Source organism: Ignavibacteria bacterium (assembly GCA_015709655.1).
Taxonomy (GTDB): Bacteria; Bacteroidota; Ignavibacteria; order Kapaibacteriales; family Kapaibacteriaceae; genus OLB6.
Window position 1 is genome coordinate 902,079 of the sequence record CP054181.1, and the last position, 15,975, is coordinate 918,053.

The 15,975-nt window shown below is 51.5% G+C and carries 13 protein-coding genes, 1 tRNA gene and 1 other RNA gene; 5 read left to right on the forward strand and 10 right to left on the reverse strand.

The window, feature by feature from the left end; genetic code table 11:
- Positions 1-2: 2 nt before the first annotated feature.
- From HRU79_03715 to HRU79_03725, 3 genes are read right to left on the reverse strand one after another with little or no spacing between them, the layout of a single operon-like run.
- Complete coding sequence (locus HRU79_03715) at positions 3-2,111, reverse strand: hypothetical protein (GenBank protein ID QOJ25803.1); 2,109 nt, start codon at positions 2,109-2,111, stop codon at positions 3-5.
- Positions 2,112-2,165: 54 nt separating this feature from the next.
- Positions 2,166-2,810: a transposase gene (locus HRU79_03720; protein QOJ25804.1), complete on the reverse strand. Its 645-nt coding sequence runs from the start codon at positions 2,808-2,810 to the stop codon at positions 2,166-2,168.
- 26 nt (positions 2,811-2,836) lie between these two features.
- Entirely contained in the window at positions 2,837-3,451 is a 615-nt protein-coding gene (locus HRU79_03725; GenBank protein ID QOJ25805.1) for a transposase, read from the reverse strand.
- A 117-nt stretch (positions 3,452-3,568) separates the two neighbouring features.
- On the opposite strand from HRU79_03725, the gene HRU79_03730 reads away from it, so the two are divergent.
- Together HRU79_03730 and HRU79_03735 are read left to right on the forward strand one after the other, a co-directional pair.
- The gene (locus HRU79_03730; protein QOJ25806.1) at positions 3,569-4,387 is read left to right on the forward strand and encodes a class I SAM-dependent methyltransferase; all 819 of its coding nucleotides are present in this window, start codon (positions 3,569-3,571) and stop codon (positions 4,385-4,387) included.
- Entirely contained in the window at positions 4,380-5,420 is a 1,041-nt protein-coding gene (locus HRU79_03735; protein ID QOJ25807.1) for a glycosyltransferase family 4 protein, read from the forward strand. The genes HRU79_03730 and HRU79_03735 overlap by 8 nt, the downstream gene beginning before the upstream one ends.
- Here HRU79_03735 and surE read toward each other — a convergent pair.
- The 7 genes from surE to HRU79_03770 form a co-directional block, all read right to left on the reverse strand.
- Complete coding sequence (gene surE / locus HRU79_03740; protein QOJ25808.1) at positions 5,404-6,168, reverse strand: 5'/3'-nucleotidase SurE; 765 nt, start codon at positions 6,166-6,168, stop codon at positions 5,404-5,406. The two genes, HRU79_03735 and surE, sit on opposite strands and share 17 nt — an antisense overlap.
- 25 nt (positions 6,169-6,193) lie before the next feature.
- On the reverse strand, positions 6,194-7,546 hold the full coding sequence (rseP, locus tag HRU79_03745) for an RIP metalloprotease RseP (protein ID QOJ25809.1): 1,353 nt from the start codon (positions 7,544-7,546) through the stop codon (positions 6,194-6,196).
- 61 nt (positions 7,547-7,607) lie between these two features.
- Positions 7,608-8,786, reverse strand: coding sequence for a 1-deoxy-D-xylulose-5-phosphate reductoisomerase (locus HRU79_03750; GenBank protein ID QOJ25810.1), 1,179 nt, complete (start codon positions 8,784-8,786; stop codon positions 7,608-7,610).
- A gap of 2 nt (positions 8,787-8,788) precedes the next feature.
- A complete protein-coding gene (locus HRU79_03755) occupies positions 8,789-10,384 on the reverse strand; it encodes an Rne/Rng family ribonuclease (protein QOJ25811.1) in 1,596 nt (531 codons plus the stop codon).
- A gap of 40 nt (positions 10,385-10,424) precedes the next feature.
- Positions 10,425-10,523, reverse strand: an RNA gene (ffs, locus tag HRU79_03760) — signal recognition particle sRNA small type.
- A 128-nt stretch (positions 10,524-10,651) separates the two neighbouring features.
- A complete protein-coding gene (locus HRU79_03765) occupies positions 10,652-11,914 on the reverse strand; it encodes a homogentisate 1,2-dioxygenase (GenBank protein QOJ25812.1) in 1,263 nt (420 codons plus the stop codon).
- 38 nt (positions 11,915-11,952) lie between these two features.
- Positions 11,953-12,027 (reverse strand) — tRNA-Arg (locus HRU79_03770).
- Positions 12,028-12,326: 299 nt separating this feature from the next.
- Between HRU79_03770 and HRU79_03775 the strand changes: the two genes are divergently transcribed.
- From HRU79_03775 to HRU79_03785, 3 genes are all read left to right on the forward strand, one after another.
- Entirely contained in the window at positions 12,327-12,575 is a 249-nt protein-coding gene (locus tag HRU79_03775; protein QOJ25813.1) for a hypothetical protein, read from the forward strand.
- 193 nt (positions 12,576-12,768) lie between these two features.
- Complete coding sequence (rpsA, locus tag HRU79_03780) at positions 12,769-14,571, forward strand: 30S ribosomal protein S1 (protein QOJ27257.1); 1,803 nt, start codon at positions 12,769-12,771, stop codon at positions 14,569-14,571.
- A gap of 81 nt (positions 14,572-14,652) precedes the next feature.
- Positions 14,653-15,945 (forward strand): bifunctional folylpolyglutamate synthase/dihydrofolate synthase, encoded by a 1,293-nt coding sequence (locus HRU79_03785; protein QOJ25814.1) that lies wholly within the window; start codon positions 14,653-14,655, stop codon positions 15,943-15,945.
- Positions 15,946-15,975: the final 30 nt, after the last annotated feature.

Below are 15,975 nucleotides of genomic sequence, written 5' to 3' on the forward strand. Positions count from 1 at the left end.
CACTATCGCAGGATATGCAGGAGGGTGGTGTTTACGAGTTCACCGTTTCGAACAATCCGAATTGCATACACACCTGATGCCACATCCGGAACCTCAAAATCAATTTCAGTATGGTTCGCTGCATCCCTGCGCAGCACCAGGTTACCGGTACGACTATACACCTCCGCAACGGTACCCGGAAGCGCCGGTGCAGAAAACCGAAGTCTGACCGTTGACTGTCCGTACAAGGGATTAGGGAACACCTCGACCCCGCTGGCGGGTGACGATTCAGGCAATTCGGCTGATGTCAGATCATCACTGCAGGATTCTACCCGGACGTACGTAAGAACATGTTGCTGCTGCGAGAATCCGGTTGCCGAGGTTATCCCTGCGTATGCCTTTCCGTCTGTAGCCAGAAACGGCTGCAGCAGTTGTGGTATGTTTAGCGGCACTGATAGCACCGGATCGTTAAAATTCTGATCCTTGGAAACCCACACCGACAGTGTGGCGTTGGCATACGCTACCTTTACATGGTATTCCGAACCGTCGGCCACAAAATTTGGCACGTTGGCATATCCAAGGGCAAGGAGGTAGGGCTCTGCATGCACTGCCCGCAGCCGTGTGCCATCACCGCCCTGAACTGCAATATGGCTACCCGACGGATCGGAAAACGCTGCATTCAGGAATGCGTCACATTCAATGGCCAGGCCATGCGGAATCCCATCATACCCGATACCTTTCCCTGCGTCGCCAAGAGGCGCCGGCTCTACCGGCTGAAACACCAGGACAACACCATCGGCACCCTGAGGTCCGCCATCACGCAGCTCGTTATCGGTTCCGTCGAGCAACCGAAAGCCAAATTGAATAGTAAAGTCGTTTACTATATTCACCTTCTGCTTCAGCCAGGCAGCACCGGCCAGAAACGGCTTTGAATCGGTAAGCACAATTGTCGTGTCCAACAAATACGCACTGCCCCGAAGTGTAAACCGACTTGGGGGAACGGATTGGACGGTGGTTTCGCACTCTCCTGAGAGTACTTCAATCGTACTCGTTTCCGTTGCAGACGAAATCCCACCTATTGCAAACACCTTAAGATCTCGTCCACTACCAACTGAAACTGCTTTAAAAAAAGCTCGTCCGATATTCAATGGAGGTGCCGGTGTAGACACCCCGGTTAGAACATCCACGAATTCACACGATTTGTACTGAATCGAAATATCATTGTTACCTCCAATAACAAGGATCGAACCGGACAAGTAATTTACCGCACTATGCCCACACCTGTTCTCGAGTAAAAGCCCGTATGTTTTGAATGTTCCATTACTATAACGACCAATTGTCATTACGTACTTACCCCCTTTCGAATTTTCTGATGCACTTCCCCCAGTCCAGATCAACTGCTTATCAGGAGTCGTTACCATAGTAGGGTAGTACAACGAATCAGTGGTGCCAACTGGATCCCACGTAAATGTTGATTCATCATATGCCCACACCCTGTTCGAGCGGTATGAACCCGGACCACCAATCCTGCCGGCAAAGGCAATTATACGACCTGCTGAATCTACAGTAAGCTGAGATAAACTCGTCACGTAAGGAAAGTCGCCAGCTAAAAGAGTTACTCTGGTGCGAGTATCGAAGATTTCACACGTATTGACAACGTTATCAATGCCAATACGCCCACCAACAATCATGATTCTGAACGAATCAAGAGCCACGGCTGCCAACTGGGCTCTTGCTGTTGAAATACTTCCTACAACTTCCCACATTTCTGTTTGGGGATCAAAACATTCAATCTTATTAGTACTTTGATGTGATGACGAGATGTTTCCACCTATTACGTACACCTTGCCGTCCGACATTACTACCGATGAAGTTAAATATCGTGGTTGGTTCATTGGCATTACAGGTCGGATAACTTCTGATTTGGCATCAAGTATGTATGTATTTGCTGTGACGATACCTTTGTTAAGTCCGCCAAACAGGAGTATTTGTCCTTTGTTTATAAGCTGTGCTTCGGGGAATATGCCTATCCCGGGTGCCTCGTGAATAAGCCTCCACCTCTGTTCGGCCGTGGCACTGAACACACTAAGCAATAGAACGACAGGTGTGATTCCGAGAACGAATGTTCTCATCTTAGCAACCCGTTATTATTGAACGCACTGTGATGTAATCCATTTTCATAGAGACTATGTCCGTTTCCTAGTTGAAAATCGAGAGACTATAGCTTTGGTTTGATTGTTTTGGATTCTGTTGTTTACTTCGTTTACGATCGCTCGGTGCAACATAAGCAATCTTTTATAGTTATGTACTCGTCGCCATGATTGTTCTGCGTCGAAGAGAGCGAGAGCTGACCACCGTAGCCGCTGATCACCTGTGGACCATCGCGTAACGTGCCTCGTACGACGTGCTATGGCAGAGTTCGCCGACTCGATCACATTTGTCGTGCCGAACGAACGGCCGAACACAGATCGCATGCCGAGTCGTGTTAGGGTCAGTACGTCTTCGATGCCCTCATTGAGTGATGCAGCAGCGGCGGGATTGATCTTCTGCAATCGTGCTATGAGTTCATCAGCCATAGCGCGTGCGTGTTTGTAGTCATCGCAGGAAAACAATTGCTTCAGAAGTTTGCGCCATTCTGGACGTGCGTTCTCCGGCTGATGGTCAAGCACATTGCGCAACTTGTGCACTTGGCAGCGCTGAATGACGGCATATTCGCCAAAGACCTCTTCGATCGCCTTTCGAAGGCCTAGCCCGCCATCGATCACAAACAACAGGCCGTCATCGAAGCAGAAACCACGGCTGATCATCTCGCGAAACATCGTCGTGATCACACCGGCGTTCTCTGTCGTACATTGGGTTAGCCCCAGCGATACTTCTCCCCGGCTTCAGTTACGCCAATAACCGAGACGATGTTCTGACCCTGTATGCACTTCCCGTCGATGAAGACCGCCACATAGGTTGACTCGTCAAGGCGACGCTGAAGAAACTCTTCCAGGATCGCGGCGCTGTGCTCAACGAAGAGCTCAGAAACCCGACTCTTTGAGAGTCCAAATGAATCCATCAATGCTTCGGTAACCAGCTCCAGATTGCGGCTGCCGAGTCCACGAAACAACGACTCGATCACGTAGGTCGGTGGCTCCGCGGCCTGGCGCATTTCATGGTAGATCTGTGGCGAAAACGTCTTCCCGGTTTCGGCATCATACACCCTGGGTACTGCCACCGGCAGCTTCTGTCCTCCTACAGCAAGACTGCCAGGATTACGTCCCCAGCGGCTGTAGCGCCCCTGGTGAGGCTTGTCATGGCTATGGCGCTCCCCGGCTAGGTGCGTCACCTCCCGTTCCATCAGCTGAACGCCAACATGTCTGCTCAGCTCCAGATGATGTAACACGAGTGCCGCGACTTCGTCGCCTGCCAGCTCCGCTAGTGTTTCGATTGCCGCACTAAGATCTGGGTGCGTATGTTTGGATCGCATGGGGCTCCTTTGTTTGGTGTTTGGTTGTTTAGTTTCTCCAAATTACCAACCACAAAGCGAGCCTCTTTTTTTTCAACTAACTTTCGGACACTGTCTTCATAGATTGCAAGTCTACGTATGAAAACACATGATACATACATTCAGGAGAATATTCGTCAGCATGAACGGATCGCCACACTCTATACAAAACGGCATTCCGAAATTTATAACTCGGTTGAGCAGGCACGCCTGGCAGCACTGATAGGCTTGGCAACCGGTCTGGTGAAATCTGGATCCAGGCGGGCATTGGATTTCGGGTGTGGCGATGGTAATCTGACCCGACACATTCTACACCATGGCTTCCATGTTATCTGTGCAGATGTTACCCCCTCCTTCACTCGTATCTCCTCTGCTATCGATCCTAATGCTACAACTCCACATATCCTAAACGGTAGAGACCTTACTGAATTTGGTAATGGTATTTTTGATTTTATAGCAACCTACAGTGTACTGCACCATGTTCCGGACTATTTACACATTGTTTCTGAAATGATTCGAATACTTTCTCCTGGTGGGGTACTGGTTATCGATCACGAAGCTTCGAGTGAATACTGGACCAATAGCCCGCTACTTGCAGAGCTACGTTCCGCATCAACAGCTCCTCGTTCACCGTTCTGGTACATGAAACGGATATTTTCTGTGAACTGGTGGATTAAACGATTCCGCAAATTCCGGAATCCACGGTATTCAGAGGAGGGTGATATCCATGTGTGGCCAGATGATCATATCGAATGGGATAAGATTCGGTCACTAATGGTGGACGCAGGATTAGAGTTGTGTGCAGATGAAGACTACCTGCTGTACCAGCCACAGTATTCCCTGGAGTTGTACGAACAGTACCGAAACCGCTGTTCGGATATGCACGTTATTGTTGCCCGGAAGCCACTCCGTGCCTGATATCATACTTCATGGTCCGTTTCCGCCTCCGTTCGGAGGGGTGGCACTGCACATCATCCGATTGGCAGAGCAGTTGGTGGAAAGGGGCTTTGGCGTACGTGGACATAGCACGGCAGGCGTCCGCCACGATCTGCCATGGGTCCGGAAGGAAGGTTTTCCTTCGGCTTTGCAGCGCACACCTGTTCACCTGCATACCGATGAGGGGAATGCACGGCGGACGGTGCTGCTGGGACGTGTGTGGACTGCCCTTCGACGTCCGTATGCGCTCACGGTTCACTCGTTCCGGCACAGACCCGACCTGGAACACTTCGATGCCGCTCTCGCAGGAGTGTACCACAATGCCCGCGCGATTATTGCAATCAGCAGTGAAACGCGTACGGCATTGGTGGAGAGGCTGAAACTAAATCCCGATACTATTAGTGTTATCCCCTCGGCATTACCTGTGTCGCACTGGGAACAGGAATGCCCAAAACCCGACCTGCCAAATGGCTGGCTGCAGGCAAAAGTCAGGGTACTGGCAAATGCAGGACGGGTGGTGCGGTATAACGGAGCCGATCTCTACGGTATCGATACATTACTCGATGCGCACAACCAACTCAGCAGTCCCGACATGGCACTGCTGATTGTCCTCGGAGAAATCGTTGATAATGATCTTTATCGTTTGTATCAGGAACGCGTCCAGGCTCTTCGCAACGTTTTTCTGGTTCATGGTTTGCAAAGCCCCCTGGCACCAGTTGTACATGAAGCACATATTGTGGTACGGCCTACAAGGACGGAGGGCGGGGAAAGCCTGACCCTTGTTGAAGCAATTGAGGACGGCGTTTGGGCTGTGGGGTCGGATTCCGTGCGGCGTCCACCCGAAGCAGTATTGTTTAAAACCGGTGATGCTGCCGATCTGGCGCGGGTGCTTCACACCGTTAGCACCACCGATACGACTGCTCCAGCCATGCCACGAAATGCGGTGAATGCGGAAGCCATAATACAGTTATTTACCAACCGAGGCTTGTTGCCGCAGGTTACGGCAAATCAGTAAGGGTTGTACGTAAACGATCCAGCACGGTAAAATTCGTCAGCTCGTAATGAATCGGCGTTACGGCTACGTAGCCCTGTGCAACCAGCAAATCATCGGCATCGGGGAGTTCTTCCACCGATACCAGCGACCCTGTAAGCCAGTAGTATTCCCGACGGTGCGGATCGATACGCTCCTCGTAGCTGTCCTGCCAGATGCTGCGTCCCTGCTGTGCAATCCGAATCCCCCTGCAGTCTGACTCCGCAATAGCAGGAACGTTCACGTTTAGGAGAGTTCCCTTGGGTATTCCAAGGGCAGGTAGCTGCGAGGCAATGTGTGCCGCAACTTTTGCTGCAAAACTCATGTCGGCATTCAAACTAAAGTCATCCAGACTAACGGCCATACTTGGAACGCCCATCAGCGTGCCCTCGGTGGCAGCACTAACAGTGCCGCTGTAAATAGCGTTTACACTGGTGTTTCCACCATGATTGATGCCGCTGACCACCAGGTCAGGCATGTACTTGAGCAATGCCGATATCCCAAGCTTTACACAGTCGGCCGGCGTACCATTAATAGCCCAGCCAAATACTTCGCCGTTCCTGCGGAACTGTGTGGCACGCAGCGGACTGCTGACGGTGAGTGCATGGCCAACGGCACTTTGCTGACGGTCAGGAGCAACAACGACTACATTCCCGAGCGGACGCAGCGCCTGCACCAGCGCAGCAATTCCGGGTGCGTCGATTCCGTCATCATTTGTTACCAGTATTTGCATAATTTATATTCTCTTCACGATGCAATTAACTCAGATCCAGGTAAAACACGAACGCCATGAGGATCAGCAGGAGTATCATCCCTATCTGCTGGACCCTGATTTTAACCTTTGTAGGTATCTCGCGGCGCATAATTGCCTCAATCAGGACAAATAACAGATGTCCGCCATCCAGACCCGGCAATGGCAGAATGTTCATCACAGCCAGTGAAATGGAGATAAGCGCCATAAAGCGCAGGAATGGTTCCATGCCAAGCTCCTGACTCCGTGAGGCCATCTTGGCAATTTTAACGGGTCCGCCAAAGCTCTGTTTTACACTTACGGTGCCGGAGATTACGTGTCCAACCGAGGTCACAATAAGATTAACTGTTTTGCTTACCTCGCCTACCGAAAGCGTGAGTGCCTCGAACACTCCGTAGGTTTTATGCTCGCGGGGACCAATAAACTTCTGTTCCAGTCCCACCTTGATAACACTATCTTTTGCAACCTGTACGGTTACCGGCCGAACCGAGTCGGCCCGCTCAACATGGAGCACCACACTTTTACCGGCATGGTCACGGATATATCGCTGTAGCTGTGCCATCGCACCAATACCTACACTATCGGCCGCCAGGATCATATCGCCTTTTTTTAACCCTGCTTTATCGGCGGGTCCGTACGACACTACGTCGCCAAGAACCACGCGGGTTTGACTTGGGTGCAGGCCAAGCGTATTATTCGTCATACCTCGCATCACATCGGCAGCCGAAACACTTCTGTTGATCAGGGTTCCGTTCCGGTTCAGAACAATCTTGCGGGTGCCGGTTTGTGATTCAAGCGCAAGCAGCTCCATGACGTGTCCCCACGAGTGGGGCGTTTGTCCGTCAATACTCACAAATGTATCGCCCCGTTCCAACTGCATTTGTGCGGCCAGTGTGCCGGGCTCTACGTAGCCCACAGACGTTACCTTCATCTCGTCGGTGCCTGTTACTAACGGCAGCACCCAGAAGATTGCAATTGCAAGCAGAATATTCATGATGACGCCGGCACTGAGCACCAGTGTTTTCTGCAGTGCATTTTTTGATCTGAATTCGTACGGCTCCGGTGGTTTGGCGGCAAACTCGGTATCGAGGCTCTCATCAATCATGCCGATAATTTTCACGTAACCGCCAATGGGCAGCCAGCTTACCCGGTAATCGGTATGTTCACCAAGTACAATATCTTTGGGTAGCGGACCAAACGTAAAACCGTTTACTTTGTTCCAGCCAAGCATCCGGGGCCCCATACCAACGGCAAACACGTCAGCGCGCATACCGGTTAAACGTGCTGCCAAAAAGTGTCCAAGCTCATGAATAAAAACCAGGACACCGATAACAATAAGAAAAGCAATTAATTCAGACATAGATTCGATTTAAGAATTGGGCTAAATCACGAGTAACAAAAAACGGTGAGCGGATGGGAATTTAGGACATCGCTGCACCTGCAGAAATCATCGTTACCTGTTCATGAGCACGAAGTCGTGCTTCAGCATCGGTTTCGATAATGGCGGGTAAAGACGGTGCATCGGTAATATTCATGCGTTCCAGCGTTTTCAGAATAACAGTGGGTATATCGGTAAACCGTATTCTGTTGTCAAGAAAAGCATACACGGCGATTTCGTTGGCGGCGTTTACAATGCAGCCTGCAGTACCTCCAGTTCGGAGGGCATCGTACGCAATCTGCAAACACGGGAACTTGTGAACATCGGGCTTTTCAAATGTCAGTGCTCCAATTTCCGCAAGGTCCGGAGTTTTCATATTCATGGGCGTGCGCTGCGGATATGTTAACGCCCACTGGATGGGAACAAGCATGGAGGGCAGTCCCATTTGTGCTTTCACGGAGCCGTCGCAGAACTCCACCATGCTGTGGATAATACTCTGCGGATGCACCACAACATCAATGGCAGTGGCGTCAAGGTTAAACAACCACCGTGCTTCGATCACCTCGAAGCCCTTATTCATGAGGGTTGCCGAGTCAATTGTGATTTTATTCCCCATATCCCAGTTGGGATGTCTGAGAGCCTGAGCCGGCGTCATCGTTGCGAGCTCCTCCGCGGTCGCTGTTCGGAACGGGCCACCGGATGCAGTCAGAATTATCCGTTGAACGGATTTCAGATTTTCACCTTGCAGGCACTGCGCAATAGCGCTATGCTCACTGTCAACAGCCAGGAGGGCAGCATTGTGTTCCTTCAGTGTAGCCGTAATGAGTTCACCTGCACTGACAAGTGTCTCCTTATTTGCCAGCGCAACGGTGCAGCCTGACTGTATTGCAGCCATCGTAGGCACAACGCCGGAGAACCCCACCATGGCACTCATTACCAGATTGTTCTCGGGATCGGCAGCAGCTTCGCACAGCCCCTCTTCGCCGCAGCGGACTTCACCCGTATACGTTGGAAGAAGCTCCCGAAACCGCCGGCATGCGGTTTCATCGCGGATAGCTATACCATAAGGATTGTATTCCTGAACTTGCCGTACCAGATCGTCAACCCGCGTATTACAGGTAATCCAGCGTACTGTAAACTCTGACGGCAGACCGGCCACAACCTGAAGCGTTTGCGTTCCAATTGAGCCGGTTGACCCTAAGATGGTAATAGTACGCTGCACGGCTATTGATAAATTTTTGTAACATCTCGCCGACCAGCGAAACCCGAAAAATCTCCGGCCTCGGTAGCGTCATCTTCTACGAGTCTGACCCACAGGAAATACTTTCGTATCCACCGCCACTTGTACTTTAAACTGTTTCTGCGTAGAAACTGCACCATGTATGGATGTGCCTTAATGGTAACACCCAGCTTCCACGTCCGTGCGCGGAAATTCCGCAACCACCGGTCAATCGTGGCAGCAGTTGTGCCCGGGTTTTGCACCTTGCCAGTGCCAAAGCACAGCGGACAGTCGTCGCTCGACCGTTCGGCAACACTCTGCCGGATGCGCTGGCGTGTTAGCTGCATTAAACCAAGCTGGGTAACCGGAAACACGACTGTTTTAGCGCGATCTCTGGCCAGCTCACGTTTCATTTCGGAATAAATCCGCCGACGGTTCTCGTCCTGTTGCATATCAATAAAGTCAACAAGAATAATACCGCCGATATCGCGCAGCCTGATCTGTTTTGCCACTTCGCGGACCGCTTCGAAGTTGGTTTTCACGGCGTTATCTTCCTGAGTACGTTCATTGGAAGCACGTCCGCTATTCACATCAATCACCACCATTGCCTCGGTATGATCAACCACAATGGTCCCGCCGCTGGGCAGCTGTACGCGCCGCTGATGCGTTTGATGAACCTCGGTTTCGATGCTGAAGGTATCAAACAGGGGTGCCGAGTCCGTATAGAGCTCGATTTTGCCGCGCAGATGGGGCGCCGTCCGCTCGATGTAGTTTTTAATCTCGCGGTACACCTTCCTGTCATCAACCACCACCTGCTGCACATCATCTTTAAAGAGATCCCGAATCACGCCGCGGGCGGCTCCGGTTTCCTTGTACAGAAGTTGCGGGTGTCCGGCCTTCCGTACCTGGGCTTCGATTTCGGTCCATGTTTCTACCAGTGTTGAAAAGTCACGCTGGACATCTTCGCTTTCAAGGCCACTGGCGGCTGTCCTGATAATGCACCCCATGCCTTCGGGTAGAACTTCACGAGCTAGAATTCGCAGTCTGCGCCGCTCGCGGTACGACTGTATTTTCCGGCTGACGCCAACACTGTCTTCAAACGGCATCAGCACAACATTCCTTCCGGGCAACCCCACCTTGGTGGTTACCCGAACTCCTTTCTGATGATAGGCCTCGCGGCTTACCTGAACAATCACGCGCTGCTTGGGCTGCAGGTTGATGACCACTTCACCGCTGCGTTTTGTAGAGAAGGTAGGAAGTTTCTTTTTCGAGACAACCTTGGCGGTTCGCAGTGCTACATCACTGGAATCAAGCGTCTCGGCTAACGGCTTTTCGGCTTCGTCGTCGTCATTGTCAATATCATCCTCTTCCATCGACGAATCAACATCGCTAAAATGCAGGAATGCATCCTGCTCAAGGCCAATATCAATAAAGGCCGCATTCATTCCCTGGAGAATCTTGGTAACCTTGCCAAGATAGATATTGCCAACATGATGTTCGGTATCGGGCTCCTCGGTAAATAACTCGGCAAGCCTGCCATCTTCGGTAATGGCAATGCGTTGGTGCGTTGGAGTTACGTTAATGAGGATTCGGCGAACCATCCGGTTGTTTTCAGAGACGCTGCTCGTTGTAATATCAAAAAAAAGCCAAGTGATCCGTGGCGCATTGTACACAAACTGACCGTTGCTTCCTTCCGGACCTGGCGGAGTTGGGTTCGGCACAATCGCACGGGACTTGGCTGAACGACAAAGTTACACAAATGATGTCAAATACGCTACATCATTCATTCCCATTCGATTTTCAAATTCTCATTCGGTGCTGCTTAACCGCTTGATAAACCAACGGGCATGCTCGCACTGTTATGACTGTTAGAGCCCCTTCCAAGCCTCCCAGTAATCCTCCTGCAGTTCGGCAGCACCCATTGCAAACGCTGTTGGCCGAATTACAAAGCAGGTTTCGAACATAAAGGCAAGTGTTCCTTCAAGTTTTTCGGGCTTTAAGTCGGCGTTGGTCATCCGGTTAAACGTTGCAGCATCAGGGCCGTGTCCCGTCATACAATTATGGAGCGATGCACCACCCGGCTCAAAGCCGCCGCCTTCCTTCCCGTCGTATATCCCTTCGATCAGTCCCATGAACTCGTTCATGAAGTTGCGGTGGAACCAGGGTGGACGGAAGGTGTGTTCGGCAACCATCCACCGTGGCGGGAAGATGGCGAAATCGGCATTTGCAGTACCGGGGATAGCACTCGGACTGGTGAGAACGGTGTAGATGGATGGATCGGGATGGTCGAAGGTAACGGTATTAATACACTGGAACCGGCGAAGGTCATACTTGTACGGAGCATAGTTACCGTGCCAGCCAACAACATTCAGCGGACTATGATTGTAGCTTCCTTCCCACAGATTCCCCATAAACTTGGCAACAACCCTAAAGTCACCTTTTTTGTTTTCATACCACGCTTCCGGATACAGGAAGTCACGCGGGTAGGCAAGTCCGTTTGCACCAATCGGCCCCAAATCGGGCAGTCGGAGAGCGGCACCGTAGTTCTCTAACATGTAACCTCTCGACGGACCCTGAACTTCAACCCGGAACTTGATTCCGCGCGGGATCACGCAGATTTCACACGGCTCAACCTCGATGATCCCCATCTCGGTAAGCAACCGCAAGGTTCCTTGCTGCGGTACGATTAAAAGCTCACCATCGGCATTGTAAAAAAACTCATCATTCATGGAAGAGTTGGCACGGTACACGTGAATGGCAACACCGGAATGGGTGGCCAGATCGCCATTCCCTGCCATCGTTACAATGCCTTCAACAAATGTTGTTGGCTCAGACGGAATGGGAAGGGGGCTCCAGCGAAGTTGGTTCGGCGTTGTCTCTACTTCGGTAAACGCCGATGACCGGATAAGTCCGTTGCTGATACGTTGATATGGCTTATGGACTGCCGAGGGGTGAAGACGATACATCCAGGAGCGCTTATTCAGGCTTCGCGGCATGGTAAACGCCGTACCGTTAATCTGCTCTACAAACAATCCCAACGGATGTTTTTGTGGTGAATTCTGACCCTCCGGAAGGGCACCCTTCTCTGCTTCGGTAGCGAACTCATTACCAAAGCCACTCATATAGCCCATGATATCCTCGCTGAAAAATAAATTTTTGGTGTGGGAAGCGCGCCCAGCAGGACTCGAACCTGCGACCCGCAGCTTAGAAGGCTGCTGCTCTAATCCTGCTGAGCTATGGGCGCGTATGAAAAGAAGAGCAAAAATAGGAAGGGGCGTCCTACCGAACATCACCATAACTGAAAATCACGGCATGCCGCCGGCTCCCGGTCCCTCCATTGCTTGGACCCTGACAGACGCGATGACTACACGTATCGTACGTACCCGTGGTTGTGCCTGCCGGAACCATCGGGATCTGGCGTCCAGCCAGATCTCATCGTGCGTCGTGGTGGGCGGACAGCTGCCCCCGTGAAAGCTCCCCAACCGCCGTGCACGTTGGGGGTGGCAGTAACTTTGGCACGGTTTTCGGTGTCATACAAGTACCATGGAATGGTTCGACATATACGATGAAGTTTCTGCCGCCGTTGCCGATTTTGTAGCCCGGCACAATAAAATCCCAGCCGAAGTGGCTGTGTCGACCTCCCTCTATTCCTGGATGGCTGCCATGCAGCGAGAATCAGCAGAGCTTTCGGGTCTCCCGGGTTCCGAAACGGTGGTTGCAGATACCCCCTTTGGAGCAATACCGGTAGTAATCGACGAAGCCCTGGGCCCCTTTGATATCATGCCCGGCTAAGCCCCTTACCCCTACCCAGACATTCCGGGGCCATTGTCATATCCATTTTTTGCAGTAATTTTGCTCTTTCCGGCTCGTACTTATTTGTTTCACTAATCAAAATTGCTCATCAACACCGGTTACGAGCCTCGATGTTGGAGAGTCAGGAGACTGTATGTCGGAAGAAACTACCCATGTTACCGAGGACGTCAGCATGTCTGCTGTTGCCGAGGTTTCCTCTAACCTGGGTCAGCCGAAGCAGAACAGAAAGACGGCGCTCGCAAAAATCCTTGAGGGTGATCTTGATACTGTAACCATGGACGATGCCGCGTTCATGAATTTGTTCGATACCAGCATTTCGCAGGTAAAAGAAGACGAGATGGTCCATGGCAAGGTCATCTCGGTTAATAAGGATGAAATCCTTGTTGATATTGGCTTTAAATCACTGGGCATTGTTCCGCGTGCCGAATTCGTTGGAGCCGAAACATTAAATGTGGGCGATCCTGTTGACGTATTCGTTGAGAAAATCGAGGATCCCAATGGCCGGTTGATTTTATCGCGCCGGCGTGCCGATTTCATGAAGACGTGGGATGACATCCTGAAGCTTCACGAAACACAGGAAACCACGTCCGTTCGCATCCTCCGTCGCATCAAGGGCGGTATGGTTGTTGACCTGCTTGGCATCGAAGCCTTTTTGCCGGGCTCTCAAATTGATATTCGTCCGGTACGTGATTTTGACGCATGGGTAACCAAGGCTATCGACGTACGTGTTGTGAAAGTTAATCATCCAAGTGAAAACGTTGTGGTGAGCCACAAGGTACTGCTCGAAGAGCAGCTCTCGGATCAGCGCGGCAAGATTCTGAATATGCTTGAAAAAGGCTTGGTGCTCGAAGGCGTCGTGAAGGCCGTAAGCGACTTCGGCGTATTCGTTGACCTTGGTGGCGTGGATGGTCTGGTTCACATTACTGACTTGTCGTGGGGACGTGTTACACATCCAAGCGAAATTGTTCAGCTTGACGAGCAGGTAAAGGTCGTTGTCCTGGATTACGATCCAAACCGCAAGCGGATTTCACTGGGCATGAAGCAGCTTACGTCGCACCCGTGGGATGAAATCGGCGAGAAGTACGAGCCAGGTACTAAGGTGTCCGGCAAGGTTGTTTCGCTTACCGACTACGGTGCATTTATCGAAATTGAAAAGGGTGTCGAAGGTCTGATTCACATCAGTGAAATGAGCTGGACCCAGCACATTAAGCATCCGTCACAAGTTGTGTCGCTCGGACAAATCGTGAACGCCATCGTCCTGAGCATTGACAAGGCAGAACGCAAACTTGCTCTTGGTATGAAGCAACTCGAGCCGGATCCGTGGAACGACCATACGGCTAAGTACCCCGTTGGATCAGTTCATCAGGGCGTTGTTCGCAACCTTACAAACTTTGGCGTCTTCGTAGAACTTGAACCCGGCGTGGATGGTCTGGTACATATCTCTGACCTGAGCTGGACCAAGAAAATCAGGCACCCCGGTGAGTTTGTTAAGAAGGGCGACACCATCGACGTGGTAGTGCTGGCAATCGATAACGAGCACCGTCGTATCTCGCTTGGTCATAAACAAATTTCAGAAAACCCATGGGATATTTTTGAAAGTGAAGTGGGCGTTGGCACCGAAACCGAAGGCAAGATTCTGCGTCTGATTGACAAGGGCCTGATCGTTGAACTGCCCCAGGGTGTTGACGGCTTTGTTCCGGTATCGCAGCTTTCGTTTGCACCGGTACGTACGATTGCCGACTACTTCTCACCTGACCAGGTGTTACCGTTAAAAGTAGTTGAGTTTGACAAAGAACAAAAGAAAATTGTCCTTTCAGCAGTTGAGTACCTCCGCGGTAAGAGCGAAGATGTGGTGGCAGCCTACAATGCCAATCACCCTGTACCCAATGCCGACAAGTACAACGTGGATGGAACGGCCAGCTCGTCAACCACCATCGAAGATTTGGAGTCAAGCGAACCTGCCGAAGGCGAATAACCTTCATCACTCCGTCGTGATCTAAAATCCAAGCCCCTTTACTTTTTGTGAAGGGGCTTTATTTTTCGCCTTAATCGAACCATGAATGTAGATCTGTTGCTGCAAGAGTTGTTTAGCATGACGTTTACGTCGGCCATTAAGCCCGGAACATCCCGGGTACTGTCACTCTGCTCCGCTGTTGGCAACCCGCACAAACACCTGCATGCTATCCACGTTGCCGGTACCAACGGGAAGGGCAGCACCTGCGCAATGCTTGCGTCCATCCTTCAGTGCGCAGGTTACAAGGTTGGCTTGTACACTTCACCGCATATTCGAAGGTTTAACGAACGAATTCGCATTAACGGCGAGGCGATTTCCGATGCAACTATAATGCGCCTGGCTCCGCCACTGATGGAACATGCTAAACAAATTGGCGGAACGTTTTTTGAAGTTACAACGGCACTCGCGTTTCTGTACTTCGCAGAACAAAACACCGACGTCGCCATTATCGAAACTGGTCTTGGCGGCCGCTATGACGCTACCAACATCATTAGTCCGCTGCTGAGTATCATTACCTCGATTGACTACGACCATACCGAATACCTTGGCACGTCGCTGGACAGCATCGCTTCCGAAAAAGCCGGCATCATAAAGCCGGATACGCCGGTCGTGCTCGGACCCCGAATTGTGAATCACGATACGGCAAACCGTACCCGTGTTGCCGACGTGTTCCGGCAGGAGGCAGCACGGAATAACGCTCCAATTATCTTCACAGCCAACAGCGTACAGGTAGATGTTGATTCCATTCACAGCGACCTGACCATGCAGGTTTCTGTCATCTGGAACGAAACCCTAAGCTATTTTAATACCGAACTTGCCGGAAAACACCAGGCCGATAACATTGCAACCGTCCTCTGTGCCGTGCAGCAGCTTCAGGGCACACTTTTTATCGGGCCAGAGCACATACGTCTCGGACTTCTGCATGTTCGAGAATCCACGGGTATGGCGGGACGTATCCAGCGGATCGGCACAGACTCCGTGGTGGTGCTGGATGTTAGCCATAATCCATCGGGCATTGCGTGCCTCTGTACCACCCTTTTGGATGCCGGGTACGCACCTGCTTCGTGGCAGGTTGTTTTCGGTGCCATGCACGATAAAGACATACCGGGCATGCTCCATGCTCTGCTCCCGGTGACACAATCCCTACACCTGTGTACGCCGCACATTCCACGTGCCGCGCCGGTTACCATTCTTGAGACATTGGCACAGGATGCCGGCTTTACTGAGGTTCATGTTCATCCCTCGGTTGCCGCTGCCTGTCACCACGCCCGCAGCCTTGGACGCACGCTGATCTGCGGCAGTTTTCACGTTGCCGACGAAGCCTTGGAAGGCTAAAGTCAACGTCGTAAAGCAATCCGGTCCTGT